General features: G+C 68.1%; 21 protein-coding genes, 1 tRNA gene and 1 pseudogene. 9 read left to right on the top strand and 14 right to left on the bottom strand.

The genetic code is table 11. The annotated features are described in order from the left end of the window. From VBO01S_RS33210 to VBO01S_RS10420, 3 genes and pseudogenes are all read right to left on the bottom strand, one after another. Positions 1 to 124 (bottom strand): annotated as a pseudogene (locus tag VBO01S_RS33210) (ABC transporter permease); the annotation flags it as partial. Further along, complete coding sequence (locus tag VBO01S_RS10425; RefSeq protein ID WP_255221093.1) at positions 121 to 1,314, bottom strand: lactonase family protein; 1,194 nt, start codon at positions 1,312 to 1,314, stop codon at positions 121 to 123. The gene VBO01S_RS10425 and the pseudogene VBO01S_RS33210, both read right to left, overlap by 4 nt. A gap of 91 nt (positions 1,315 to 1,405) precedes the next feature. Beyond that, the gene (locus VBO01S_RS10420; RefSeq protein WP_062473720.1) at positions 1,406 to 2,980 is read right to left on the bottom strand and encodes an ABC transporter substrate-binding protein; all 1,575 of its coding nucleotides are present in this window, start codon (positions 2,978 to 2,980) and stop codon (positions 1,406 to 1,408) included. 193 nt (positions 2,981 to 3,173) lie between these two features. Here VBO01S_RS10420 and VBO01S_RS10415 point away from each other — a divergent pair, with 193 nt between their 5' ends. Further along, entirely contained in the window at positions 3,174 to 3,563 is a 390-nt protein-coding gene (locus VBO01S_RS10415; protein ID WP_062473709.1) for a RidA family protein, read from the top strand. Positions 3,564 to 3,568: 5 nt separating this feature from the next. On the opposite strand, the gene VBO01S_RS10410 is transcribed toward VBO01S_RS10415, so the two are convergent. After that, positions 3,569 to 4,189 (bottom strand): ATP-dependent Clp protease proteolytic subunit, encoded by a 621-nt coding sequence (locus tag VBO01S_RS10410; RefSeq protein WP_062473707.1) that lies wholly within the window; start codon positions 4,187 to 4,189, stop codon positions 3,569 to 3,571. A 50-nt stretch (positions 4,190 to 4,239) separates the two neighbouring features. On the opposite strand from VBO01S_RS10410, the gene VBO01S_RS10405 reads away from it, so the two are divergent. Further along, positions 4,240 to 5,040 (top strand): sigma-70 family RNA polymerase sigma factor, encoded by an 801-nt coding sequence (locus tag VBO01S_RS10405; RefSeq protein WP_255221092.1) that lies wholly within the window; start codon positions 4,240 to 4,242, stop codon positions 5,038 to 5,040. Further along, the gene (locus VBO01S_RS10400; RefSeq protein WP_062473705.1) at positions 5,037 to 5,591 is read left to right on the top strand and encodes an AAA family ATPase; all 555 of its coding nucleotides are present in this window, start codon (positions 5,037 to 5,039) and stop codon (positions 5,589 to 5,591) included. The genes VBO01S_RS10405 and VBO01S_RS10400 overlap by 4 nt, the downstream gene beginning before the upstream one ends. Positions 5,592 to 5,594: 3 nt before the next feature. Here VBO01S_RS10400 and lolD read toward each other — a convergent pair whose 3' ends face one another. Both lolD and VBO01S_RS10390 read right to left on the bottom strand, forming a co-directional pair. Next, the gene (gene lolD, locus VBO01S_RS10395) at positions 5,595 to 6,272 is read right to left on the bottom strand and encodes a lipoprotein-releasing ABC transporter ATP-binding protein LolD (RefSeq protein ID WP_062473703.1); all 678 of its coding nucleotides are present in this window, start codon (positions 6,270 to 6,272) and stop codon (positions 5,595 to 5,597) included. Continuing rightward, positions 6,265 to 7,521, bottom strand: a complete 1,257-nt coding sequence (locus tag VBO01S_RS10390) for a lipoprotein-releasing ABC transporter permease subunit (protein ID WP_062473701.1) — start codon at positions 7,519 to 7,521, stop codon at positions 6,265 to 6,267. The genes lolD and VBO01S_RS10390 overlap by 8 nt, the downstream gene beginning before the upstream one ends. Before the next feature lie 123 nt (positions 7,522 to 7,644). On the opposite strand from VBO01S_RS10390, the gene VBO01S_RS10385 reads away from it, so the two are divergent. From VBO01S_RS10385 to VBO01S_RS10370, 4 genes are all read left to right on the top strand, one after another. Next, complete coding sequence (locus VBO01S_RS10385; protein WP_062473699.1) at positions 7,645 to 8,622, top strand: hypothetical protein; 978 nt, start codon at positions 7,645 to 7,647, stop codon at positions 8,620 to 8,622. Next, the gene (gene recJ, locus VBO01S_RS10380; RefSeq protein WP_062473697.1) at positions 8,619 to 10,340 is read left to right on the top strand and encodes a single-stranded-DNA-specific exonuclease RecJ; all 1,722 of its coding nucleotides are present in this window, start codon (positions 8,619 to 8,621) and stop codon (positions 10,338 to 10,340) included. Before VBO01S_RS10385 ends, recJ begins: the two co-directional genes overlap by 4 nt. 49 nt (positions 10,341 to 10,389) lie before the next feature. Continuing rightward, entirely contained in the window at positions 10,390 to 10,983 is a 594-nt protein-coding gene (locus VBO01S_RS10375; RefSeq protein WP_062473695.1) for a hypothetical protein, read from the top strand. An 89-nt stretch (positions 10,984 to 11,072) separates the two neighbouring features. Next, positions 11,073 to 11,420 (top strand): zinc ribbon domain-containing protein YjdM, encoded by a 348-nt coding sequence (locus VBO01S_RS10370; protein ID WP_062473693.1) that lies wholly within the window; start codon positions 11,073 to 11,075, stop codon positions 11,418 to 11,420. 141 nt (positions 11,421 to 11,561) lie between these two features. Here the strand turns inward: VBO01S_RS10370 and VBO01S_RS10365 are convergent, their stop codons facing one another. Continuing rightward, the gene (locus VBO01S_RS10365; protein WP_062473691.1) at positions 11,562 to 14,711 is read right to left on the bottom strand and encodes an ATP-binding protein; all 3,150 of its coding nucleotides are present in this window, start codon (positions 14,709 to 14,711) and stop codon (positions 11,562 to 11,564) included. 141 nt (positions 14,712 to 14,852) lie between these two features. Between VBO01S_RS10365 and VBO01S_RS10360 the strand changes: the two genes are divergently transcribed. Further along, complete coding sequence (locus VBO01S_RS10360) at positions 14,853 to 15,242, top strand: cupin domain-containing protein (protein WP_062473689.1); 390 nt, start codon at positions 14,853 to 14,855, stop codon at positions 15,240 to 15,242. Continuing rightward, on the top strand, positions 15,239 to 16,054 hold the full coding sequence (locus VBO01S_RS10355) for a class I SAM-dependent methyltransferase (protein ID WP_062473687.1): 816 nt from the start codon (positions 15,239 to 15,241) through the stop codon (positions 16,052 to 16,054). The genes VBO01S_RS10360 and VBO01S_RS10355 overlap by 4 nt, the downstream gene beginning before the upstream one ends. 105 nt (positions 16,055 to 16,159) lie before the next feature. On the opposite strand, the gene VBO01S_RS10350 is transcribed toward VBO01S_RS10355, so the two are convergent. The 7 genes from VBO01S_RS10350 to VBO01S_RS10320 all read right to left on the bottom strand — a co-directional run bounded on the left by VBO01S_RS10350 (position 16,160) and on the right by VBO01S_RS10320 (position 21,426). After that, positions 16,160 to 16,235: transfer RNA gene (locus tag VBO01S_RS10350), tRNA-Thr, on the bottom strand. A gap of 59 nt (positions 16,236 to 16,294) precedes the next feature. After that, a complete protein-coding gene (locus tag VBO01S_RS10345) occupies positions 16,295 to 16,873 on the bottom strand; it encodes a ClpXP protease specificity-enhancing factor (RefSeq protein WP_062473685.1) in 579 nt (192 codons plus the stop codon). Between the two features lie 41 nt (positions 16,874 to 16,914). Further along, positions 16,915 to 17,526, bottom strand: a complete 612-nt coding sequence (locus VBO01S_RS10340; protein ID WP_062473683.1) for a glutathione S-transferase N-terminal domain-containing protein — start codon at positions 17,524 to 17,526, stop codon at positions 16,915 to 16,917. 95 nt (positions 17,527 to 17,621) lie between these two features. Then, the gene (locus VBO01S_RS10335; protein ID WP_062473681.1) at positions 17,622 to 18,398 is read right to left on the bottom strand and encodes a cytochrome c1; all 777 of its coding nucleotides are present in this window, start codon (positions 18,396 to 18,398) and stop codon (positions 17,622 to 17,624) included. A 37-nt stretch (positions 18,399 to 18,435) separates the two neighbouring features. Then, on the bottom strand, positions 18,436 to 19,872 hold the full coding sequence (locus VBO01S_RS10330) for a cytochrome b (RefSeq protein ID WP_062473679.1): 1,437 nt from the start codon (positions 19,870 to 19,872) through the stop codon (positions 18,436 to 18,438). A gap of 14 nt (positions 19,873 to 19,886) precedes the next feature. Then, complete coding sequence (petA, locus tag VBO01S_RS10325) at positions 19,887 to 20,504, bottom strand: ubiquinol-cytochrome c reductase iron-sulfur subunit (RefSeq protein WP_062473677.1); 618 nt, start codon at positions 20,502 to 20,504, stop codon at positions 19,887 to 19,889. Positions 20,505 to 20,664: 160 nt separating this feature from the next. Continuing rightward, complete coding sequence (locus VBO01S_RS10320) at positions 20,665 to 21,426, bottom strand: response regulator transcription factor (RefSeq protein WP_255221091.1); 762 nt, start codon at positions 21,424 to 21,426, stop codon at positions 20,665 to 20,667. Between the last annotated feature and the right edge of the window lie 754 nt (positions 21,427 to 22,180).

Genomic DNA, 22,180 nt, shown 5'->3' with positions numbered 1-22,180 from the left:
CCGAGATGGGGTCGCCCGAGGCGGCGCGCGTGAGCACGAAGACCAGCACGGCCACCAACGCCAGCACGATGAGCATGCCGCCCGCGCGCGAGGCAATGTAGCGAAGCGATGCGCTCTTGATCATGACGAGAACTCGATGGCGGCGGCGCTGCCGACGGCCACGTACTGGCCGGTGAACTGCACGTCGCCGTTCTTCTTCACGCGGAAGATGGTCACGTTGTCGCCCTGCTTGTTGTGGCACACGTAGAGAAAGCGCCCGCTCGGCTCGAGCGTGCAGCTGCGCGGGTAGTTGCCGCGCGTCCACTCCTCGCGCACGAGCGTGGGTGCGCCGGTGCGCGCATCGACCTTGAAGATCGAGATCGAATCGTGCAGCCGGTTGAGCGACACGAAGTGCGTGCCGCCCGGCAGCATGCGGATGCCCGAGGCGTAGCTGGTGCCCTTGAAGCCGGCCGGCAGCGCCGAGATTTCGCTCACCAGCGTGAGCACGCCGGTGGCGCCGTCGTAGCGCAGGAAGGCGATGGTCGAGGCCTCTTCGTTCACGAGGTAGACCCACTTGCCGTTCGGATGGAAGGCGAAGTGGCGCGCGCCCGAGCTTTCGGACACGGCCACCGTGCTCGGCTGGCTCAGCACGCCGGTGGCGCGATCGAAGCGGTACGAGATGACGCGGTCGAGCCCCAGGTCGGCCACGAGCACAAAGTTGCCGGCCGGGTCGGCCTGCACCATGTGGGCGTGCGGGCCGTCGTGGTCGCTGGTGGCAAAGCCGTCGTGCGAACGCGCGGCCAGCGGCACCACGTCGGCACCGGGCTTGCAGGGCGTGGCGCCGCAGGCAGCGACGTCCTTGTAGACGACGGCGGCGCGGTCGGTGTCGAAGCTTCCGTCGGCGCGCAGCGCGATCACGCTGACGTCGCCGCTGGCGTAGTTGGCGGTGAACACGAAGCGGCCGTCGGGGTGCACGCTCAGGTGCGCCGGGTCCTTGCCGCCGCAGGGCATCTCGGCCACGAACGACAGCGCGCCGTTCGCGCCGATGCGAAAGGCCGAGACGGAGCCGGCTTCGAACTCGTTGGCCGCGTAGAGCATCGGCAGCGTCGGGTGGCGCGCCAGCGAGGCGGGGTTGCGCAGCTTGGCATCGCTGCCCGCGCTGGCCACGGCCGGTGGTGCACCGGGGATGGGCTTGAGCGCACCGGTCGCGCCGTCCACCACGAACTGGTGCACGCCCAGGCCGCGCCCGCCGCGCCACGGCTTGCCGCCGTCGCTGTAGGTGCCGACGTAGGCGTACACGGGGCCCGAAGTGGTGGCTTGAGCGGGAGTGGCCATGGATGGTTTGAGTCCGAGGGCGCCGAGGCCGGAGGCCAGTGCGCTGACTTGCAGAAGTTGACGACGCGACGGCATGGCGGTGCTTGCGGCCTTACTTGATCTTCGCGTTCCAGAAGAACGGCCAGGTCGCAGGCTGGTAGTTGTCCAGCGCTGGGCTCTTGGCCGAGAGGCCGTTGAACTTGCCGACGTTGATGTACGGCACCTCGTCGTACACCACCTGCTGCACCTTGCCCCACAGCGCGCCGCGCTTGGCCGGGTCGCTCTCGGTGTTGAAGGCGCTGAGTGCGGCCTTCTTGGCGGGCGAATCCCACCAGCCGGGCGCGCCGTCGCCCAGTTGCGGCGGCGAGAGCATGGGCTCGGGGAACTGGCCCGAGTGGGTCACGTAGATGTCCCACAGCTTCGGGTCGTTGCGGCGTTGCACCAGCGTGGCCCAGTCGACCACGTTGAGGTCGACCTTGAAGCCGGCGCGCTTGAGCTGCTCGGCCATCAGGAGCGACATGTTGTAGTGAAAGTCGTACTGGCGGCTGGTGAGCACGCGGATCGGCTCGCCCTTGTAGCCGGCCTTGGCCGCGGCGTCCTTCGCCTTGGTGGCGTTGCGCTGGTTGTAGTGGTCGGCGCCGGCCGCCGAGTAGAACGGCGAGCCCTTGGGGAAGTGGTTGGCCTCGGCCACGAAGAAGCGCGTGTCGCCGAAGCCGGCCGCGAGCATCTCGCCCTGGCCCAGCGCGGTCTGCACGGCCTGGCGCACCGCCGGGTTGGCGGCCACGCCTTCCTTGGTATTGAGCACGAGGTAGGGGAAGCCGAACGACGGCGTCATGATCGGCAGCGTCTTGCCGCCGGCCTTCTCCAGGCGCGGCAGCGCTTCCACCGGCAGCAGGTCAGCGAAGTCGTACTGGCCCGCGAGTGCACCTTCGACGCGCGTGCTGGCGTTGGGCACGGGCACGAAGCGCAGTTCTTCGATGGCCGCTTCGCGCTTGCCGCCGTAGCCGCTCGCGGGCTCCTTGCGCGCGGCGTACTTGTCGAAGCGCGTGAGCAGCACGAACTGGTCGGGGCGGCGTTCCTTGAACTTGTAGGGGCCGGTGCCGACGAAGTCTTTCAGCGGCGAAGCGATGGAATCCTTGGCCATGATGGCCGCCATGCCGCTGGGCAGCGCGAGCTGCGACAGCAGCGGCGCATACGGCGCCTTCAGCACGATCTCCACGCCCAGCGGACCCTTGGCCTTGAGGCTCTCGATTTCCTTGCCCACGGCCTTGCCGCGCGGCGACTGGTCCATCCAGCGCTGCAGGCTGGCCACCACGTCGTCGGCCGTGAGCTCGCGCCCGTTGTGCAGCGCCACGCCCTTGCGCAGCGTGATGGCGTAGGTCTTGCCGTCGGCCGAGATCTTGGGCATGCCTTCGGCCAGCATCGGCACCACGTTCCACTTGGCGTCGAAGGTGTACAGCGTCTCGTACACGTGCTGCATGATGGTTCCGACCAGGTCGGCCGTGGAGGCCATCGGGTCGAGCGTCTGCGGCTCGGCCACCATCGCCAGCGTGGCGAAGTTGCGCGGGCCCTGCGCGTGGCCGCTGGGGTGAGGCAGTGCGGCACACAGCATCGCGAGCAGGGAAGCTCCCAGCAGGCTGCGCTTCGACAGGCGGGGCAGGCGCTGGACAAGACCGGCGTGAGACATGGAGAACTCCTTCATGGGGCGGACTGATTTATGAAAGAAATTTTCTTTCTAGGCTGAACTCTGAAGCAGACTTCATGCCAAATCATCCGTGTTAACCCTTGTTGAGGGGCTATTCTGAAAAAGTCTTTCAAATCAGGCGGATACTGCGGCCCTCACCCGCCCCACTCAACCTCTCTCACTCACAGGAGTTCCCATGCCCCTCGAATACCTCGGCGCCCCGCCCATCGCTTCCGACCGCCAGGCCCGCCCCTTCTCGCCCGCCGTGCGCGCGGGCGATTTCGTCTACGTGTCGGGCCAGGTGCCCGCCAACGCGCAGGGCGAGATCGTGGCCGGCGGCATCGAGGTGCAGACGCGCCAGGTGATGGAGAACCTGAAGACCGTGCTCGCGCTGGCCGGCGCCACGCTCGACGACGTGTGCAAGAGCACCGTCTGGCTGCACGACGCGCGCGACTTTGGTGCCTTCAACCGCGTCTACATGAGCTACTTCGGTGAAAACAAGCCGGCGCGCTCGACCACCGAGGCACGCCTCATGGTCGATGCGAAAGTCGAGATCGACGTCGTCGCCTACAAGCCGAAGGCCTGATCAGGTCAGCTCGGTCGCAACTCGGTCTTGCGCTGCACGATGCGCGAGACCAGCCCGTACTCCACGGCCTCCGTGGCCGACAGCCAGCGGTCGCGCTCGATGTCGGCCAGCACCACATCGATGGGCTTGCCGGTTTCGCGCGCGATCTCGTGCGCGATGCGCTGGCGGGCCTTGATGATTTCCTGCGCCTGGATCGCGATGTCGGTCGCCTGCCCGCCCGCGCCGCCGCTGGGCTGGTGGATCAGAAAGCGCGTGTTGGGCAGGCACACGCGGCGCTCGCGCGGCGCCGCCAAAAACAGGTGCGTGGCCGCGCTGCCCACCCAGCCGGTGCCGATCATGTGCACCGGTGCGCTGATGAAGCGCACCACGTCATGGATGGCGTCGCCCGACTCCAGGTGCCCGCCGGGCGAGCTCACGAGGATGTCGATGGGTTTCTCGCCGCTGTCGGCATCGAGCGCGATGAGCCGGCGCGTGACGTCGGCGGCCACGCTGTCGGTGATGCTGCCGAAGATCAGCAGCGTGCGCGACTTGAACGCCTTTTCCTCGAGGTAGGAATTGCGCGGCTCGGCCGTCGCCGCGGGCGGCGTGTCGTCGTCGGTTTCCAGTGTTGAAAACATGGGCTGCATGAAGAAAGCTCCTGTGGTTGAACTGTCTTGACGAACAAGCCCACAGTTTCGTGACATTGCGCCTGCTGTGGCAAGCTGCGCCGATGCTCGACGAACGCTATCTCTCGCAATTGCCTGCGCTGCGAAGCCGGCTGGTTCGCACCGCGGCGCGGCTGCTGGGCACGCACGCCGAGGCCGAGGACGTGGTGCAGGACACCTACCTGCGCGCGCTCGAAGCCGGCGATGCCGCGCCTCCCGCGTCGACCCAGGCGTGGCTGACCACGGTGATGCGCCACCTGGCCATCGACCGGCTGCGGCGCGAGGACTGGATGCGGCGCTGGCTGCGCGATGCGGGCGAGGCGCATGCCCCCGAAGCGCCGTCGGCGCAGGCCGATGCGATGCAGGCCGAGTCGGTCGAACGTGCGCTGCGGCTGCTCGCTTCGACGCTGTCGCCCGCTGACGGTGCCGCGCTGCTGTTGCACGAGGTCTTCGAGGCCAGCTTCAAGGAGATCGCACGGGCCAGCGGCAAGACCGAGGCGGCCTGCCGGCAGCAGGTGCATCGCGCGCTGTTGCGGCTGCGGCAGGACAGGCCGGCCGACGAAGAGCGCGAGCGCCCCGCATCGGCCGCGCATTTCCAGGCGTACCGGCAGGCGCTCCTGCAGTGCGAAGCCGCGCCGCTGCTGGCCCTGCTGCGCGCACCACCGACGCGCGCCGTCTCTGCGTCGGCTCCAGCGACCACGGCATCGACGCCGCGCACCGTCTGCCAGCTCGTGCACCTCGGCGGCCAGCTCGGCCTCGTGCTCACGCTGGGCGGCAAGGTGCTGTGCGTGCTGCCCCTGGAGGCGGCGCAGCCCGAAGAGGTCGCGCAGTGAGCCGGGTCGTCATCGTCTCCGGGCCGCCGGGCTCGGGGAAGACCTCGGTGTCGGCGCTGCTGGCCAAGGCCGATCCGCGCGGCCTGCACCTGCCCTCCGACCTGTTCTACGACTTTCCGGCGCACCCCGTGCCGCCCTACCGCGCCGGTGCCGACGCGCAGAACACGGCCGTGATCCGGGCCGTGTGCCGCGCAGCCGCATCGTTCGCGGCGGACGGCTACCGGGTGTGCCTGGACGGCGTGTTCGGTCCGTGGTTTCTGCCGCTGGTCGCGCGCGAATTCGAGGCAACGGGCACGCAGGTCGCGTACGCGCTGCTCGAGGTCGATCTCGAGGAAGCGCTGGCGCGCGTGCGGCAGCGTTCGGGGCCGGAGATGGACACGATGGTGCGCACGATGCACTCCGCGTTCCAGCAACCCGCGCCCGGGCTCGACGGCCACCGCATCGCGACGATGGCGCGCACGCCCGAAGCGATCGCGCAGGCCATCGCGCACCAGCTCGCCAGCGACGCGCTGCGCCTCGACCTGCGGTCGTGGGCGCTCGCCGACCGCTGAGGCTCAGCCCGCCAGCCGCCCCGCCACCAGCTGCAGCACGCGGTCGCAACGCTTGGCCAGGTCCTGGTCGTGTGTGACCATCACGAAGGCCGTGCGGTGCCGGTGCGCGAGGTCGAGCATCAGCGCGAACACGGCGTCGGCCGTGCTGCGGTCGAGGTTGCCGGTGGGCTCGTCGGCCAGCACGCAGGCCGGCTTCGTGACCAGCGCACGCGCAATGGCCACACGCTGGCGCTCGCCGCCTGACAGCTCGGCCGGCCGGTGGTGCAGGCGTTCGCCCAGGCCCACGCTGGCGAGGATCTTGGCCGCGGCCTGCGACGCTTCGCCGGCCTCGACGCGGCGGATCTTCAGCGGCATCGCGACGTTGTCGAGCGCGCTGAACTCGGGCAGCAGGTGATGGAACTGGTAGACGAAGCCCAGGTGATGGTTGCGCAAGCGGCCCTGCTCGGCGGGGTCGGCATGCGCGATGTCCTTGCCGAGCAGTTCGACCTTGCCCGCGGTGGGTGCGTCGAGCCCGCCCATCAGGTGCAGCAGCGTGCTCTTGCCGGAGCCGGACGCGCCGACGATGGCCAGCGTTTCGCCGGCATGCACGTCTAGGTCGACACCGTGCAGCACGGTGAGGTCGATGCGGCCTTCGTGAAAACGCTTGGTGAGGCCGCGGGCCTTCAGGACGACATCACTCATAGCGCAGGGCCTCGGCAGGATTGACGCGGCTGGCGCGCCAGCTCGGATACAGCGTGGCCAGGAAGGCCAGGATGAGGGAAATGATCGCGATCGGCATGATGTCGCTTTGCTGCGGATCGCTCGGCATCTTGCTGATCAGGTAGATGTCCTTGGGCAGGAAGCTGGCGTGGAAGAGCTGCTCCAGGAAGGGCACGATCACGTCGATGTTGTAGGCAATGCCCAGGCCCAGCAGCAGGCCGCCCACGGTGCCGATCACGCCCACCATGGCGCCCTGCACCACGAAGATGGCCATGATGCTGCGCGGCGAGCTGCCCAGCGTGCGCAGGATGGCGATGTCGGCGCGCTTGTCGGTCACGGTCATCACCAGCGTCGAGACGAGGTTGAAGGCCGCCACCGCGACGATCAGCGTGAGGATGATGAACATCATGCGTTTCTCGACCTGCACGGCCGCGAACCAGGTCTTGTTCTGGCGCGTCCAGTCGCGGATGAGGAACTGGCCCGGCAGCGTGACGGCGAGCTGGTCGGCCACCTCGCGCGCCTCGTGCAGGTCTTTCAGCTTGAGGCGGATGCCGGTCGGGCCTTCGAGGCGGAACACCTTGGCCGCGTCTTTCTCGTGCACCATCGCCAGCGCCGAGTCGTACTCGTAGTGGCCCGAGTCGAACACGCCGACCACGGTGAACTGCTTCAGGCGCGGCACCACGCCGGCCGGCGTGACCTGGCCGCCCGGCGCCACCAGCGTGACCTGGTCGCCGGGCTGCACGAACATCGAGCGCGCCAGCTCGATGCCCAGCACGATGCCGAACTCGCCCGGCACCAGCTTGTCGAAGGTGCCGCCCTTGGCGATGCCGCCGGTGTCGGTGACCTCAGGCTCGAGCGCGGGGTCGATGCCGCGCACGATCGCGCCCTTCATGTCTTCGCCGCGCGCGATCAGCGCCTGCGTGTTGATGAACGGCGCCGCGCCGATCACCTCGGGGTTCTTGCGGGCGTCGGCCATGATGGCGTCGATGTCCTGCAGGGCCTGGCCGTCGCGCGAGAAGATCTCGATGTGCGACACCACGCTGAGCATGCGGTCGCGCACTTCCTTCTGGAAACCATTCATCACGCTGAGCACGATGATCAGCGCCGCCACGCCCAGCGCGATGCCGAGCATCGACACGCCGGAGATGAAGGAGATGAAGCCGTTGCGTCGCGTGGCACGGCCTGCGCGCGTGTAGCGCCAGCCGAGCTGCAGTTCGTAGGGGAATCGCATCAGCGGCCTCGCCCCGTGGCCTCAAGGGGCATGGGCGCACCCGCGGGGGGCGGCAAATACTCGGGGTGAGGAGCGAGGGGGTAGGTCATACGGTGGAATTGTGGCATCCCGGACAATAGGGAAATGGCCGAACCCCTCCCACGTCATCTGTTGATTCCCTTTGCCGGCCGCGGTTCCCCGGCTTGCCGCGCGGCGCTTGCGACCCTGCGGCTGCCGAACCTCGAAACCCTGCTGCTGCGCCTGACGCTCGCCGACACCGACACGCAGGACGACAGCACCCGCTCCCCGCCGCACGAACGCGCCCTGGCGCGCGCGCTCGGCCTGCCCCCCGCCGACGACGGCTGCATTCCCTGGGCCGCGCTCGAAGCCCGCAAGACCGGCCTGGCCGCGCCCGGCGACCACGAGGCCTGGGGCCAGGTGACGCTGTGCAACTGGCAGGTCGGCATCGACGACGTGGCGCTGGGCGACCCGAGCGCCATCGAGATCGACGCCGCCGAGTCGATGGCCCTGCTGACCGTTGCTGACCCGTTCTTCGAGGAAGACGGCATCGCGCTGTACCCCTCCGACACACCGGGCCGCTGGCTCGCCCGCGCGCCCATCTTCGACGGGCTGGCCACGGCCTCCATCGACCGCGCGGTGGGGTACCCCATTTCGCAATGGTCGCCGCTGGGCGATGTCTCGCGGCCGCTGCGCCGGCTGCAGAACGAGATGCAGATGCTGCTGTACACGCAGCGCGTGAACGACGAGCGCACCGCGCGCGGCGTGCCGCCGATCAATTCGTTCTGGCTCAGCGGCACCGGCGTCCTGAAGGACGGCGCCCTGCCCTCGCCACCCCTGTCGCGCACGCCGGTCGTCGAACTCGCGCTGCGCGATGCCGCGTTGCGCGACGACGGCCTGGCCTGGGCTGCTGCCTGGCAGGCCTTGGATGCGGGCGCCGTCGCCGGCCTGCTCGCTGAGCTGACGCGCGGCGCCGACGTGGCGCTCTCGCTGTGCGGCGACCGGGGCGCACAGCTTTTCACCGTGCAGCCGCGCGGCCTCGCCCGCTGGGCCAAGGGCCTGTTCGACCGCAACCGCGCCACCCAGGTGCTGGAGTCCCTATGAAGATCATTGCCCGGGACATCCCGCCGCGCACCGTCTGGGCGCTGGAACAGGCCGGCGTGCACCCGCTGCTGGCGCGCCTCTTTGCCGCGCGTGGCGTGCGCGGCAAGGACGAGCTCGACGACGGCCTCGCGCGCCTGCTGCCGCCCGACACGCTGCGCGGCACGCGCGAAGCCGCCGTGCTGCTGGCCGATGCCATCGCGCAGGACAAGCGCCTGTGCATCGTGGCCGACTACGACTGCGACGGCGCCACCGCCTGCGCGGTCGGCGTGCGCGGCCTGCGCCTGCTGGGCGGCAAGCACGTGAGCTACCTCGTGCCCGACCGCGTGGTGGACGGCTACGGCCTGACGCCGCCCATCGCCGAGCGCGTGGCCGCTGCCGGCGCCGACATGCTGATCACCGTCGACAACGGCATCGCCAGCGTCGAGGGCGTGGCCGCCGCCAAGGCGCGCGGCCTGCAGGTGCTGGTGACCGACCATCACCTGCCCGGCCCCGAGCTGCCCCTGGCCGACGTGATGGTCAACCCGAACCAGCCCGGCTGCGAGTTCGAAAGCAAGAGCATCGCCGGCGTCGGCGTGATGTTCTACGTGCTGCTCGCGCTGCGCTCCGAACTGCGCACGCGCGGCGTGTTCGACACCGCCACCCAGCCCAAGCTCGATGCGCTGTTGCCGCTGGTGGCGCTGGGCACCGTGGCCGACGTGGTGAAGCTCGACGCCAACAACCGCCGCCTCGTGGCGCAGGGCCTGCGCCGCATCCGCGCGGGCGCAATGCCGGCCGGCGTGGCGGCGCTGTTCAAGGCGGCGGGGCGCACCGCCTCGGCCGCGACCACCTTCGATTTCGGCTTTGCGCTCGGCCCACGCATCAACGCGGCCGGCCGGCTGGCCGACATGACGCTGGGCATCGAATGCCTGCTGACCGACGACGCCGGCCGCGCCGACGAACTCGCGCGCATGCTCGACGGCATCAACCGCGAGCGGCGCGACATCGAGGGCGGCATGCGCGACCAGGCGCTGCTGCTGGCCGAGTCGCTGTTCGCGGCCGACGGCGAAGGCGTGGAAGCGCCGCCGCCGGCCATCAGCGTGTTCGGCGCGGACTTTCACGAAGGCGTGGTGGGCATCGTGGCCTCGCGCATCAAGGACCGCTTCCATCGCCCGACCTTCGTGTTCGCGGCCAGCGCGGCGCCGGGCAAGGAGCAGGAGCTGAAGGGCTCGGGCCGCTCGATCCCGGGCTTTCACCTGCGCGACGCACTCGACCTCGTGGCCAAGCGCCACCCCGGCGTGCTGCTGCGCTTCGGCGGCCACGCGATGGCCGCGGGCTGCACCGTGGCGCGCGAGCACTTTCCCGTCTTCGAGCGCGCCCTGGCCCAGGTCGCCGGCGAATGGCTGGCCGAGGCCGCGCTCACGCGCCAGATCGAGACCGACGGGCCCATCGCGCGCGAGTACATGCGCATCGACCTGGTCGACACGCTGCACCGCGAGGTCTGGGGCCAGGGCTTTGCGCCGCCCACCTTCAGCGAAGAGGTCGAGGTGGTGTCGCAGCGGCTGGTGGGCGAGAAGCACCTGGCGCTCAAGCTCAAGCACCAGGGCCAGCCCATCGACGCGATCTGGTTCAGCCACACCGAGCCGCTGCCGCCGCGCGTGAAGCTGGCGTTCCGGCTGGATGCGGACGAGTGGCAAGGGGTGCGACGGTTGCGCTTTCTGGTCGAAGGCGCGGAGGTGTGACGCAGGCGGCCTAGACTGGAGGCCCATCCATTCGACCGGGCACTCTCGCATGCAGCAAGAAGCCATCTCGGCCCACGACATCTTTCCGCACATCCGCGTCGTGATGGGCATGGTCATCGGACTGGGCGTCACCCGGCTGTTGTCGGGCGTCGCGCGCATCGTGCAGCACCCGACGCAGTACCGGCTCTACGCCGTGCACCTGGCCTGGGTCGCCTCGGTGCTGCTGGCCCTGGTGCATTTCTGGTGGTGGGAGTTCGGCCTGTACCAGATCGACAGCTGGACCTTCGGCACCTACGCCTTCATCGTCAGCTACGCGATCCTGCTGTTCCTGCTGTGCGCGCTGCTCTTTCCCGACAGCATGCAGGACTACGCGAGCTACCGCGACTACTTCTACGCCCGCCGCGCGTGGTTCTTCGGCTTGCTGGCCGCCACCTACCTGCTCGACGTGGTCGACACGCTGATCAAGGGCGAGGCGCACTTCGCCCGCTTTGCGATGGAGTACCTCATCCGCACGCCCATCCTCGTGGGCCTGTGCATCGCGGCGGCCCGCTCCGCCAACCCACGCTTTCACACGGCCTTCGTCGCGGGCACGCTGGCTTACCAGCTGTCGTGGATCTTCCGGCTCTTCGACACCTTGGATTGAGCCGCTGCGGCCAACAGGAACAGGACCTGCGTCCATGAGGGCAGGCTAGTATCCACGTCCTTCAACCGATACGGACCCTACCTACCGCCGTGAGCACCCTGCCCCCTTGCCCCCAATGCCATTCGGAATTCACCTACGAAGATGGCCTCAACCTTGTCTGCCCCGAATGCGCTCACGAATGGTCCGCCTCGGGCGAAGCCGCCGAAAGCGCGGCCGATGAGGGGCGGGTCATCAAGGATTCGGTCGGCAACGTGCTGAGCGACGGCGACACCGTCACCGTCATCAAGGACCTCAAGGTCAAGGGCTCGTCGCTGGTCGTGAAGGTCGGCACCAAGGCGAAGAACATCCGCCTGATCGATGGCGATCACGACATCGATTGCAAGATCGATGGCATTGGCGCGATGAAGCTGAAGTCGGAATTCGTGCGCAAGGCGTGAGACCGGCCTGGCTCAGGCGGCGCAGCGTCTCTCTGATGTTTGCGCCCCCGCTGAAAGGCACCTGACAGCGGTATTGAGGGGCGTCGCCGGGCCATCTGCCAGGGCATCCGCCGCTCGTCACGCCGGTGCCGCGCGGACTTCCTAGCTGGCCAACTCCCGGCAGCGCGCGGCGTCCAGCGCATGGCCGCAGGCGTGGAACTCCCGCGCCGCCGCGGCGAAGCCTTCGCGCGCAGCAGCGACACGGCCCGAGGCCCGTTCGATGTGGGCCTGCGCCTCGTGCAGCGACGCGTACCAGGCCGGCAGCTTCATCACCACGTTGGCCAGGTATTCGGATTGCTGTTGGTGGCTGGCCGCCAGGTCCAGTTCGTGCGCTCTCGCGGCCGCGATGGTGGCCGGGATGGCGAAGGTGATGCGGCAGCCGGGGCAGCTTTCCAACGGGCCGCGCACGTTGGCCTCGGCCTCCTCCAGCACGCCCAGCGCGGCGTCGGGCTGCGTGGCCATTGCGATGCGGGTGCCGTAGATACGGTCCAGCAGGTGGAAGCCGACGTCGGACTGGCGCGCGACGTCGAGCGCTTCGTCGAGCAGGCCGCGCGCCCGGTCCATCTGCCCGCGGTAGATCGCCAGTTCCGAGCGGCGCTGCAGCGACAGTGCTTCGCCCGTCGCGCCGCCGATCGCGCGGTGCATGCGCCCGCCGGCCACGAGGTCCTGCTCGGCGGCGTCGAGCTGGCCGCTGAGCAGCCAGGCCTCGCCGCGCAGCGTGACCGCGAACGCATGCCCGCGCGCCGCGCCCAGCCGCTGCGCTTCCGTGGCCAGCGCATCGGCGAATGCGATGACCTCGGCGTACGGCCGCGAGCCGTACAGGAAGCGCTGCGTGATGCACAGATGGCCGTCGAACACGCGCACCGCCAGCTGCGGCAGGTGGCTCGTCTCCTTGAGGTCGGCCCACACGCTGCCGTGCAGGTCGCCGCGCGCGTGCGCCGCCGCCGCCTGCGACCAGGAGGCGATCACGAGCGTGCCTTCGTCACCGGTCTCCAAGGCGATCCGGCGCACTTCGGCCGACCGGCGCGTGCCTTCGGCGGGGTCCCCGAAGCCCAGGGCCGCCGCGCCGCTGTACGCCAGCGCTTCGGCGAGGCGCCCCGCCACCGTGGTGGGGTGCACATCCTTCAGGTACTGCAGGGCTCCGGGCGGGTCGCTCATCTTCACTTGCGCCAGGGCCCGCTTGGCGCGCAGTTCGTGGGACAGCGCCTCCGGAGCAACGGCGGCGGCCGCATCGTAGGCGGCCAACGTGCCGGGCCGGCCCAGCGCGTCCAGGGACTCCGCACGCAGCGCCAAAGCTTCCGGCTGCGCCGCCCGGTGCGCGAGCAGCGGCTCGACATGGCGCAACACGTCCTCGTAGGCGCCGAGGCGAAAGGCCTGGCGCGCAGCCGCCAGCGCACACGGCATCGCCCGCTCGGCATCGCCCGCGGCAAGCCAGTGATGGCCCACCAGGCCCGGTGCCGCACCGCCCTGCGCGAGCCGCGCCGCCACGTCGCGATGCCACAGCACACGCCGGTGCGGCGGGATGCCTTCGACCAGCGCGTCCCGCACGAGTGCGTGGCGGAAGCGGTAGCGGCCATCGGCCACCACCAGCACGCCCGCGGCCAGCGCCTGGTCGAGCCGCGCCAACGCGTCGTGGCCTTCGTCGGCGGCCAGGGCCACGGCCGTGGCCACGTCGAAATCTTCGGCCGACAGCGCCAACCGGCGCACGGCCTCCGTCGTGCCGGGGTCCAGGTCGCACAGGCGTTCGGCCAGGGCCGACGACAGGCTGCGGGACATCACCGCCGTGGCGCCGTCTGAGGTGGCCGCACCGCGCGCGAGCTCGACCACCGCAAACGGCAGGCCTTCGGCACGACGGGCGATGGCGGTGGCGGCCTCGCCTGTCATCGGTGCGTCGGCCGAACGGGCCGCGAGCAGCGCCGCTTCTTCCTCGGACAGCGGTCCCAGTTCAAGGGCTTCCAGCTGGCCGGCACGCTGCAGGCGCGAGGTGTTCCGATCCAGCAGCGGCGGCAGCGCGTGCCGGCATGCGAGCAGCACGAACACCGGGGGGCCGCTCGCCGCCAGTTGCGTCAGCGCCTGGGCGCTCGCATCGTCCGCCGCGTGCGCATCGTCGACGATGAGCAGCACCGGCTTTTGCGCGGCGGTGGCCAGCAGCAGCCGGCGCACGGCGCCCACCATCTGGTGGCGCCCGAGCGGCAGGGCCAGCGGCTTCACGTCGCCCGGGGTGGTCATCTGCGCCAGCACGGCCTGGGCGTGCGCACCGATGGCCTGCGCCGCGTCGGGCAGTTCGCCAAGCAAGGGCTCCACCAGGTCGGCCGCGATGCCGTAGGGCCGGGTCCAGTCGCCGGCCTGCAACGAGCGCACCTGCCAGCCCAGGCCCCGCGCTTCTTCGGCGACGCGGCGGCAGAACGCGGTCTTGCCCATGCCCGCCGGCGCGCGCACCACCGCGCCCCCCGGCCGGCCCGCGAGGCTGGCGCGCAGCCACCCCAGGACGCGCACCAGCTCCATGGCACGGCCGACGAAACGCGGCGCGGCGCCTTCCAGGCCCGCCACGCATTCGCGGTACAGCGCCTCGGCCGACGGGCCGGGGCGCATGCCCAGGGTCTGCTGCAGATGGTCGCGCAGGTGGCCGTACCAGCGCAGCGCCGAAGAGCGTCGCCCGGCCGCCAGTTCCTCGCGCATCAGCTGGACATGGGCCGCCTCGTCGGTGGGGTCTTCGCGCACCAGCCGTTCCAGGTCGCCGGTCTGGCGCAGCAGCCGCAGGAACTTGTCGCGCAACCGCTGGCGCGGCGCCTCGGTCCAGGCTTCGTAGCGGGCGTCCGGCAGGAGGTCGCCACCGTAGAGCTGTGCGGCCGCCTTGCAGGCCTGCGGATCGCCGCTGCGCAGGGCCTCGTCCGCTGCGCGTTCGAACTGCTCGGCGTCGCACGCCACCGCATGGTCGGGCAGCAGGAAGACCCGGCCGCCTCGCAGCACCAGGGCGTCGGGCTGGCCGATGAACTGGCGCGCGTGGTGTGCGGCCTTGCGCAGGTTGGCGCTGCCCGCGTCGGGGTCCAGGTGCGGCCACAGGGCCTCCACCACCTGCTCGTTCGCCAAGCTACGTCCGGGCTGCAGCGCCAGCAGCTGCAGCAGCTCGGCGGCGCGCCGGGTCAGCGGCACTGGTGGAATCTGCGGGTCGTCGCCGGCCACGCTCAGGTGGAACGGGCCCAGCAGCCGGATGGACACGGCTTCGGACGACGGAGTCGGTGGGGGCGACATCGCGATTCCTTTCCACCGGCACGGGCCGGGAACGTTTCAGGAACGCCAAGCGTGGAGCATCAGTATGCCGTCTATCGAATCTGGCGGGTGCAACGAATAGACGCATCACCCTCGCGCCCGCGGACCCTCAAGGAGTACCTCATGCATATCGCAAAAGACGCAGTCGACGTGAAGATGGAAATTCCCGGTGCCCTGATCCGGCAGCGTCTGAATTTCGGCGACGCGACCGGCTACAGCAAGATCAGCGGCGAGTACTTCACGCTATCGGCGGGCGTCGACACGACGCCGCTCTTCCAGGGCCTGAACAACCACAACTCCTGCCAGTGCCCGCACTGGGGGTTCGTGCTCAAGGGCCAGATCACCACCACCGACGACGCCGGGGAGCAGGAGACCGTCCAGACCAACGACCTGTTCTATTGGCCGCCTGGCCACAACGTCAAGGTCGACGCCGACGCGGAGATCGTGATGTTCAGCCCGCAACACGAGCACACGCACGTGATCGACCACATGATCGAGAAGGTGAAGTCATGAACCCGAACAAGGCCCTCTGGGAGAAAGGCGACTTCACCCGCATCGCCGAGAGCATGCGCGAGAGCGGTGAAGACGTCGTGCGGCACGCGCACATCACGCCCGGCATGAAGGTGCTGGACCTCGGCTGCGGCGACGGCAACACCGCCATCCCGGCCGCCAAGCTCGGCGCGCAGGTGCTGGGCGTGGACATCGCCGCCAACCTGGTCGCCGCGGGCAACCGGCGGGCGGCCCAGGCCGGGCTGTCGGCCAGCTGCCGGTTCGAGGAAGGGGACGCCTGCGAGCTGCGGCTGGAGAACAAGTCCTTCGACCTCGTCATCAGCATGTTCGGCGCCATGTTCGCGCCCAAGCCCTTCGACGTGGCACGGGAGATGGTGCGAGTCACGCGCCCGGGCGGCCGCATCCTCATGGGCAACTGGATCCCGAACGACCCCACGCTGGTGGCGCAGATCCTGAAGATCAGCTCGTCGTATGCGCCCCCGCCGCCCGAGGGTTTCGTGAGCCCGATGGGCTGGGGCTCGACCCCGAACATCATCGAGCGCTTTGGCGCGGCGGGCGTTGCTTCGGAGGCCATCAGCTGGGAACGCGACAGCTACATCTTCGACTTCAAGGGTTCACCGGCAGAGTTCGTCGACACCTTTCGGCAGTTCTACGGCCCGACCATGAACGCATTCGACGCGGCAGCCCAGGCGGGGCGCACCGACGACCTGCGTGCGGAACTGGTGACGCTGTTCCAGAGCCAGAACCAGAGCCAGTACCCCAACACCTGCCTGATCGCCGCGACGTTCCTGCGGGTGACGGTGGAGGTGGGCTGATCCGCGGCGTTCCGTCGGCTTCTGCGGCCGGTCCGGACCGCCGGACAGGTCGACGGAGACAAAGAAAAAGCCCGGCAACGCAGGACGTTGTCGGGCTTTTTTGATTGGTGCCGCTTGTCGGAATCGAACTGACGACCTTCCGCTTACAAGGCGGGTGCTCTACCAATTGAGCTAAAGCGGCTGAAAGAAAGCAGTGCTGGCGACGATTCTAAGCGGCCGGCTTTGGAGCCGACCGCGTCGTCACTTGACGCGCTTGAGCGACGGCCGGGCGCCGCCACCGGCCGGCGGGCGCGGTGGCTCGTCGGTCGGGTCGGAAGGCGCCGAGCCGGCGTCGACCGTCTCGTCGCCCTCTTCGCCCGTCACCAGGTGGAACACCTTGCTGGCGTCGCCCTCGGTGCCGCGCGAGGCATCGCGCAGCGGCATGCGCGGCGCGCTGTTCGGCGAAGCCGCGGCCGTGGTGGCGTCATCGCCATCGTCGGACGTGGTGGCGGTCGGCACGGGGGCCGGGAACGCCATGCCCTGTCCGTTCTCACGGGCGTAGATCGCGATCACGCGGCCGACCGGCACGCTGATCTCGCGCGCCGTGCCGGCGAAGCGGGCCTTGAACTCGATGAAGTCATTGCCCAGCTTCAGCGAGCTGGTCGCGTCGAAGCTGATGTTCAGCACGATCTCGCCGTTCTTCACGTACTCGCGCGGCACCTGGACGGTGTCGTCGACCAGCACCGCGACATAGGGCGTGAACCCGTTGTCGGTGCACCACTCGTACAGCGCCCGGATGAGGTACGGGCGGGTGGAAGAGGACTCGAGCGCGTTGATCATGAAAGGCGGCGAAAAACGAAGGAAGCAAGCACGCAGCTTACTTACTTTCGCATGACCTTTTCGGAAGGCGTCAGTGCTTCGATGTAGGCCGGGCGCGAGAAGATGCGCTCGGCGTACTTCAGCAGCGGTGCCGCGTTCTTGCTCAGGTCGATGCCGTAGTAGTCGAGGCGCCAGAGCAGCGGTGCGATGGCCACGTCGAGCATCGAGAAGTTGTCGCCCAGCATGTACTTGTTCTTGAGGAACACGGGCGCGAGTTGCGTGAGGCGGTCGCGGATGTGCGAGCGGGCCTTTTCGAGCGCCTTCTCGTTGCCCTTGGCGGTGCGGTTCTCGAGCGTGGCGACGTGCACGAACAGTTCCTTCTCGAAGTTGAGCAGGAACAGGCGCACGCGGGCGCGGTCAACCGGGTCGCCGGGCATCAGCTGCGGATGCGGGAAGCGCTCGTCGATGTACTCGTTGATGATGTTCGACTCGTACAGGATCAGGTCGCGCTCGACCAGGATCGGCACCTGGCCGTACGGATTCATCACGCTGATGTCTTCGGGCTTGTTATAGAGATCGACGTCGCGGATCTCGAAGTCCATGCCCTTTTCGAACAACACGAAGCGGCAGCGGTGGGAGAAGGGGCAGGTCGTTCCTGAATACAAGACCATCATGGCGAGAGACTCCTAAAAATCAAAAAGAGTGGGTCGCCTGGGCAACCCACTCTGTGGGACCGGACGCACGAGGCGCCCGGTCGGCGTGAACGGAATTACTTGACGTCTTTCCAGTACGAGGCGTTCAGTCGCCATACGAAAACCACCGACATGGCCAGGAACAGCAGCACCCAGACGCCGATGCGCACGCGGGTGTTCTGTGCCGGCTCGGCCATCCACTGCAGGTAGCCGACGAGGTCGCCCACTGCGCTGTCGAACTGCACCGGGGTCAGCGTGCCGGGGGTCACTTGCTCCCACTTGCCCGTGAACACGTCGGTGGCATGACCATGCTGCTCGACCTTGGCGTGCACCGGCAGGCGCTCGCCCTGCAGTTCCCACAGCGGGTTCGGCATGGCGACGCTCGGGAACAGCAGGTTGTTCCAGCCGGTGGCCTTGGTGTCGTCGCGGTAGAAGCTGCGCAGGAAGGTGTACAGGTAGTCGGGGCCCGTGCCGCCGTGGCCGGCGCGCGAACGTGCGACCAGCGTCAGGTCGGGCGGCGTGGTGCCGAACCATTCCTTGGCCTGGCGCGCGTCGATGTTGGCCTTCATGGTTTCACCGACCTTGTCGGTCGTGAACAGAAGGTTGTCCTTGATCTGCTGCTCGCTGATGCCGATGTCCTGCAGGCGGTTGTAGCGCATGAAGGCGGCCGAGTGGCAGTTCAGGCAGTAGTTGACGAACAGCTTGGCGCCGTTCTGCAGGGCCGCCACGTCGGTGGTCTTGTTGGGCGACTTGTCCCACGCCAGACCGCCCGATTCGGCGGATGCGGCCGCGGAGAAGGTCAGGCCCAGTGCCAGACCCATGACAGCGAGCCAGCCGGAAATTCTTTTCTTCATCGTGTTTCTCTCAAGCTCTCTTGCACTTGCGCGCGCATCAATGGGCGGCGAAGACCACGCGCTCGGGCACGGTCTTGAATTCGCCCTTGCGGCTCCACCACGGCATCAGCAGGAAGAAGCCGAAGTAGAAGAGCGTGCCGATCTGCGAGATGGTCTGGGCGATGTCCAGGGCGAACGAGCCGATGACCAGGTTGCCCCAGACGCCGGGCGCCTGGATGCCCAAGTAGCCCAGGATCAGGAAGAAGAACACGAACACGCCGTAGACATACTTGTGCCAGCTCGGACGGTAGCGGATCGACTTGACTTCGCTGTGGTCGAGCCACGGCAGGAAGAACAGGATGATGACCGAGCCGCCCATGATGACCACGCCCCAGAACTTGGCGTCGAAGGTCTTGAGCAGGAAGATCACGACGGCGGCCACGACCACGGCGGCAACCTTGAGGCCCATGCCCGACTTGCCCTTGATGAAGTTCCAGACGGCGGCGGCCGCGATGATCAGCGCGAACACGTTGACCATGTCGTCGGTGGTGGCGCGCAGCATCGAATAGAACGGCGTGAAGTACCAGACCGGAGCGATGTGGTTCGGCGTCTTCAGCGAGTCGGCTGGGATGAAGTTGTTGTACTCCAGGAAGTACCCACCGGCTTCAGGCGCGAAGAAGATCACTGCCGAGAAGATCGTGAGGAACACCACCACGCCGAAGATGTCGTGCACCGTGTAGTACGGGTGCGACGGGATGCCGTCGAGCGGATGGCCGTCGGGACCGCGCTTGGCCTTGATCTCGATGCCGTCGGGGTTGTTCGAACCCACTTCGTGCAGCGCGATCAGGTGGGCCACCACGAGGCCGAGCAGCACCAGCGGCACGGCGATGACGTGGAAGCTGAAGAAGCGGTTCAGCGTGGCGTCGCTCACGACGTAGTCGCCGCGGATCAGCAGGGCCAGGTCAGGACCGATGAAGGGGATGGCAGCGAACAGGTTCACGATCACCTGGGCGCCCCAGTAGGACATCTGGCCCCAGGGCAGCAGGTAGCCCATGAAGGCTTCGGCCATCAGGCACAGGAAGATCGCGCAGCCGAACACCCAGATCAGCTCGCGCGGCTTGCGGTAGCTGCCGTACATGAGGCCGCGGAACATGTGCAGGTACACCACGATGAAGAACGCCGAGGCGCCCGTCGAGTGGATGTAGCGGATGAGCCAGCCCCAGGGCACGTCGCGCATGATGTACTCGACCGATGCGAACGCCTGGTTCGCGTCGGGCTTGTAGTGCATGACGAGGAAGATGCCGGTCACGATCTGGATCACGAGGACCAGCATCGCGAGCGAGCCGAAGATGTACCAGAAGTTGAAATTCTTCGGTGCGTAGTACTTGCCCCACTGGTCGTTCCAGAGCTTGGTCAGCGGGAAACGGTTGTCGACCCAGTTGAGCAGCTTCTCGCCGGCGGGGGCGTTGGGGGAAACTTCGTGAAATTCAGCCATGTTCGTGGTCTCCCTCAGGCCTTCTTGCTGTCGTCGCCGATGAGCAGGCGCGTGTCGGACAGGTACATGTGCGGAGGCACAGGGAGGTTGTCAGGAGCGGGCTTGTTCTTGAAGACGCGACCGGCGAGGTCGAACGTGGAACCGTGGCAGGGGCAGAGGAAGCCGCCCTCCCAGTCGTTCGGCAGCGAGGGTTGCGGGCCGGCCTGCAGGCGGTCGACCGGCGAGCAGCCGAGGTGGGTGCAGATGCCGACCACGACCAGCACATCGGGCTTGATCGAACGATGGCCGTTCTGTGCGTACTTGGGCGTGAATTCGTCGGGGTGCCGCTTGGAGAGCGGGTCGGCGAGCTGGCCATCGAGCTTGGCGAGTTCGGCGACCTGGTCAGGGCTGCGCTTGAGGATCCAGACCGGCTTGCCGCGCCATTCGACGGTGATCTTTTCGCCGACCTTGAGGGCCGAGATGTCCACTTCGACCGCGGCGCCCGCGGCCTTGGCCTTTTCGGACGGCTGGAATGTGCTCACAAAAGGGATTGCGGTGGCCACGCCGCCCGCTACGCCGGCACAGCTGGATGCGATCAACCACGTCCGCTTGCTTGTGTCGATCCGGGGCGAGCCGGAGGTCATGTCACTCATGGGGATCCTCTAAGTCTTCTTCGCTGGAGCAGGGGCTGACCTTCGCCGCAGCAAGGTCAACCCGAGATTGTAGCGGGGCGCAAAAGGGTTTTTCAATGATTGCCGCGCGTGCGCACGGCGCCGCAGCACGTGCGCGACAGCACGCGACGGCCCTCGGCGCTCAGCTCAGCAGCCCGTACTGGGTTGCCTGCCGAACGGCCTGGGTGCGCGACTTGACGGCCAGCTTGCGGTAGATCCGCTTGGCGTGGAACTCGACCGTGTTGATCGAGAGGCAGATCGCTTCGGCAATCTGCCGATTGCTCCAGCCTTGCGCGATCAGGCGCAGCACATTGAGCTCCCGAGGTGACAGCAGCCCGGGAGCAGGCATCGGGGGCGAGACCGTGTCGCCGTCGCGCAGCGCGGACTCGACACCCTCCGGTTTCGCGGACGCCGCAATCAGGCCGAGAACACGACGCGCGACGCGTGCGTCCATCGGCGAACCGCCGCGCTCGATCGAGCGCAGCAAGAAAGAGAGCTCGACATCGTCGGCGCTCGTCAGCAGGTAGCCGGATGCTCCTGACGAAATCGCGGCTTCAACCAGCAGGCGGTCGTCGTCCTTCGACATGGCGATGGCGTCGATCTGCGGATATGCACGCCGCAGGTGCGACAGGAGCGCGACACCGCCATCATCAGTCAAGTGCATGTCGACCAGCACCAGGTCGTAGGGCAACGCGGCCAGCAGACGGATCGCTTCCGCTTGCGTGGAGGCGATCACGACGCGGCGACCCGGGGCCAGATCGCAAAGAAGGCGTCGCATGCGATCGGCCAGGGCCAGGTCGCCCTCGACGATCAGGGCACCGAAGAAGGCACAGCCCAGGGCGGCGTAGCGCCCGGCGAGTGCTGGCGCCGAATGTGCGCTGCAGGCGGACAGGTGATTCATCATGAGCAGACGCCTCCGATCACGCCGTCGGCCACGGGCCCGCACACTCGCACACCCTTCGCTATCCCACCTTCAGACAATCGAACCACGCATATCCCCTTGTTGTGCCCCGCGGCCTACCTTGAATGTCAACTTTCGTTTCGGGGTACTGCAGGAACGATGCCTGAGAGTCGGCCATGCGACCCATCACAACAATGGCTCGGCCAGTGCGTTGATTTCATTGAAGAAATGCGGAGGCAACGCCGGTTGCCCCGCGGACAGAGGTACGCGCCAGTCGCCGTCGTTACGGTCGTCGCAGGCGGAACGTTACGTAGCATTGAGATACACATGCCCCCCGTCACACTCACCCGCGAAAATCGAGGCAATACACGGTTACAAGGATGCCGTGGCAAACGCCTCATCCTCCAGGCCAAATTAGTTGCGGCACACTTCTGATGCTGCTAACCTCAAGTCAAGAGCATAAAAACCCTTTGAGAGGATCACTGTGAAGACGAACAAACTGGTTGCTACCGTCGCCCTTGCCACCCTGGCAATCTCGTCGGCTTTTGCCCAAACGCAGGTTACCCCTGCACCCGCAAGCAACAATCGCGCATTTACACCGGGCCCCGCTGGCGCTCCGAGTGCAACCGCTGCTGGCCTTGGCGGCCTGACCCCCGTTCAATGGGGCGCTGTTGCAGGCACCGGCGCACTGATGCTGACCCTCGGCAGCAGCAACAACGGCAACGGCGGCGGCGGCTTCTTCGTCCCTGGCACCGGC

It is taken from the genome of Variovorax boronicumulans NBRC 103145, from assembly GCF_001591345.1.
Classification (GTDB): Bacteria; Pseudomonadota; Gammaproteobacteria; order Burkholderiales; family Burkholderiaceae_C; genus Variovorax; species Variovorax boronicumulans.
This window is presented reverse-complemented; position numbering and strand designations above follow the sequence as displayed.

Bases quoted from the DNA above. Each gene is read 5' to 3' on its own strand.
- VBO01S_RS10330 (WP_062473679.1), bottom strand. From the start codon at position 19,872: ATGGCTGAATTTCACGAAGTTTCCCCCAACGCCCCCGCCGGCGAGAAG.
- VBO01S_RS10425 (WP_255221093.1), bottom strand. From the start codon at position 1,314: ATGGCCACTCCCGCTCAAGCCACCACTTCGGGCCCCGTGTACGCCTAC.
- VBO01S_RS10415 (WP_062473709.1), top strand. From the start codon at position 3,174: ATGCCCCTCGAATACCTCGGCGCCCCGCCCATCGCTTCCGACCGCCAG.
- VBO01S_RS10420 (WP_062473720.1), bottom strand. From the start codon at position 2,980: ATGTCTCACGCCGGTCTTGTCCAGCGCCTGCCCCGCCTGTCGAAGCGC.
- VBO01S_RS10375 (WP_062473695.1), top strand. From the start codon at position 10,390: ATGCAGCAAGAAGCCATCTCGGCCCACGACATCTTTCCGCACATCCGC.
- lolD (WP_062473703.1), bottom strand. From the start codon at position 6,272: ATGAGTGATGTCGTCCTGAAGGCCCGCGGCCTCACCAAGCGTTTTCAC.
- recJ (WP_062473697.1), top strand. From the start codon at position 8,619: ATGAAGATCATTGCCCGGGACATCCCGCCGCGCACCGTCTGGGCGCTG.
- VBO01S_RS10410 (WP_062473707.1), bottom strand. From the start codon at position 4,189: ATGCAGCCCATGTTTTCAACACTGGAAACCGACGACGACACGCCGCCC.
- VBO01S_RS10385 (WP_062473699.1), top strand. From the start codon at position 7,645: ATGGCCGAACCCCTCCCACGTCATCTGTTGATTCCCTTTGCCGGCCGC.
- VBO01S_RS10355 (WP_062473687.1), top strand. From the start codon at position 15,239: ATGAACCCGAACAAGGCCCTCTGGGAGAAAGGCGACTTCACCCGCATC.
- VBO01S_RS10345 (WP_062473685.1), bottom strand. From the start codon at position 16,873: ATGATCAACGCGCTCGAGTCCTCTTCCACCCGCCCGTACCTCATCCGG.
- VBO01S_RS10390 (WP_062473701.1), bottom strand. From the start codon at position 7,521: ATGCGATTCCCCTACGAACTGCAGCTCGGCTGGCGCTACACGCGCGCA.
- VBO01S_RS10340 (WP_062473683.1), bottom strand. From the start codon at position 17,526: ATGATGGTCTTGTATTCAGGAACGACCTGCCCCTTCTCCCACCGCTGC.
- VBO01S_RS10365 (WP_062473691.1), bottom strand. From the start codon at position 14,711: ATGTCGCCCCCACCGACTCCGTCGTCCGAAGCCGTGTCCATCCGGCTG.
- VBO01S_RS10320 (WP_255221091.1), bottom strand. From the start codon at position 21,426: ATGATGAATCACCTGTCCGCCTGCAGCGCACATTCGGCGCCAGCACTC.
- VBO01S_RS10360 (WP_062473689.1), top strand. From the start codon at position 14,853: ATGCATATCGCAAAAGACGCAGTCGACGTGAAGATGGAAATTCCCGGT.
- VBO01S_RS10335 (WP_062473681.1), bottom strand. From the start codon at position 18,398: ATGAAGAAAAGAATTTCCGGCTGGCTCGCTGTCATGGGTCTGGCACTG.
- petA (WP_062473677.1), bottom strand. From the start codon at position 20,504: ATGAGTGACATGACCTCCGGCTCGCCCCGGATCGACACAAGCAAGCGG.